Annotated in this window: 2 rRNA genes; both read right to left on the minus strand. The window is 51.7% G+C overall.

Features of this window, described 5'->3' with window-relative positions:
- A 23S ribosomal RNA gene (locus tag RDU83_13980) occupies positions 1–2,175 on the minus strand; the annotation flags it as partial.
- Between the two features lie 116 nt (positions 2,176–2,291).
- Positions 2,292–2,537 (minus strand): 16S ribosomal RNA (locus tag RDU83_13985); the annotation flags it as partial.

Raw genomic sequence — 2,537 nt, forward strand, 5'->3', positions numbered from 1 at the left:
TTTCGCTACCTTAGGACCGTTATAGTTACGGCCGCCGTTTACCAGGGCTTCAGTTCAAAGCTTCTCCTCTTGCGAAGATGACTTCTCCCATTAACCTTCCGGCACCGGGCAGGCGTCAGTGCCTATACATCCTCTTACGAGTTCGCAGACACCTGTGTTTTTGCTAAACAGTCGCCTGAGCCTCTTTATTGCACCCACCTTGCGGTGGGACCCCTTCTCCCGAAGTTACGGGGCCACTTTGCCGAGTTCCTTAGCGAGGGTTATCTCGTACGCCTTGGTATCTTCTACCCACCTACCAGTGTCGGTTTGCGGTACGGTCATCCCATGTACTCCCTACGAGGGTTTTCTCGTCAGTGTGGAATCACTCAAGTTCAGCCTTACGGCCTTCCCCATCACACCTCAGCCTTAACGGGAAGCGGGTTTACCTACTTCCCAGCCTCAGTGCTTGGACCTGAACCATCACCAGGCTCAAACTATCCTCCTGCGTCACCCCTTCAGTCAAACGCACACAAGACGGTACTGGAATATTAACCAGTTGTCCATCAGCTACGCCTTTCGGCCTCGCCTTAGGCCCGACTAACCCTGGGCGGATGTCCCTTCCCCAGGAAACCTTAGGTTTACGGCGTCCTGACTTTTCATCAGAATTTGCGCTACTTATGCCGGCATAATCTCTTCTGCTACCTCCAGCCCCGGTCACCCGGAACCTTCAACGGCCTACAGAATGCTCCCCTACCACTCCCGGATTGTGACTAAAACCCACAATCCGGAATTTTAAATGTTAGATGTTGAATGCTGAATGAAAAACTTCTTCATCCAACACCCAAAACTCAACATTCAACACTCCGATTGTGAACTTTGTTCACAACCCGGAAGTCCGTAGCTTCGGTAGTATGCTTAGCCCCGTTAAATTTTCGGCGCGATGTCGCTTGACCAGTGAGCTGTTACGCTTTCTTTTAATGATGGCTGCTTCTAAGCCAACATCCTGGCTGTCTCCGCAACACCACATCCTTTACCACTTAGCATACCCTTAGGGACCTTAGCTGACGGTCTGGGCTGTTTCCCTCTCGACTACGAATCTTAGCACCCGCAGTCTCACTCCCAGCGACCACCTCCATGGTATTCGCGGTTTGGTTGGGTTTGGTACCCCATTCGAGGCCCTAGCCCATCCAGTGCCCTACCCCCATAAGGTTGCACTGAGGCTGTACCTAAATACATTTCGGGGAGAACCAGCTATCACCAGGTTTGATTGGCCTTTCACCCCTACCCACAGTTCATCCGAGCTTTTTGCAACAAACATCAGTTCGGGCCTCCACGAAGTCTTACCTTCGCTTCACCCTGACCATGGGTAGCTCACCTGGCTTCGGGTCTACTGACACAAACTCACTCGCCCTGTTAAGACTCGGTTTCCCTACGGCTCCATCCCTGAAGGACTTAACCTCGCTTGTGCCAGTAACTCGCCGGCTCATTAATCAAAAGGCACACCGTCATCCCGTATTACTACGAGACTCCGATTGCTTGTAAGCATACGGTTTCAGGTTCTATTTCACTCCCCTCACCGGGGTTCTTTTCACCTTTCCCTCACGGTACTTGTCCACTATCGGTCATCAGTAGAGTGTTTAGCCTTGGAGGATGGTCCCCCCAGCTTCCCACAGGATTCCTCGTGCCCTGTGGTACTCAGGATACCGCTTCGGTTTCCACAGCATTGCGCCTACGGGACTGTCACCCCCTCCGGTCGCCCTTTCCAGAGCGTTCAACTATACTGTGGTGTTCCTACTTACGCGGTCCTACAACCCCCCTCCATAAACAGAAATGTTGAATGTTGAGTGTTGTATGTTAAATGAAAAAATTCATTCAACCCAACATCCAGCATTTAGCATTCAACACTTGTATTTATGGAGGGGTTTGGGCTCTTCCCCGTTCGCTCGCCGCTACTCAGGGAATCTCGTTTGATTTCTCTTCCTCCGGGTACTGAGATGTTTCACTTCCCCGGGTTCGCCTCACTACCCTATGTATTCAGATAGTGATATCCTGACTTTCCTCAGGATGGGTTGCCCCATTCGGACATCCACGGATCTACGCTCACTCGCAGCTCCCCGTGGCTTTTCGCAGCCTGCCACGTCCTTCTTCGCCTCCTGATGCCATTGGCATCCACCATATGCCCTTCCTAACTTGACCCTTCTTACTATTCCCTTCTGTTGTCAAAGAACAAAATATATAAAACTAAAAAAGTAGGCCGCCGCTGTTTTCTGTAAAACGTTTCAAACCGTTCTCACGGCTTGAGCTTTCCTTAGAAAGGAGGTGATCCAGCCGCAGGTTCCCCTACGGCTACCTTGTTACGACTTCACCCCAATCACCGGTCATACCTTAGATAGCTGCCTCCCTTACGGGTTAGCTCACCAGCTTCGGGTACAACAGGCTTTCGTGGTGTGACGGGCGGTGTGTACAAGGCCCGGGAACGTATTCACCGTGGCGTGGCTGATCCACGATTACTAGCGATTCCACGTTCACGGAGTCGAGTTGCAGACTCCGATCCCAAC

The sequence above is a fragment of the bacterium genome (assembly GCA_031082185.1).
Classification (GTDB): domain Bacteria; phylum Sysuimicrobiota; class Sysuimicrobiia; order Sysuimicrobiales; family Humicultoraceae; genus VGFA01.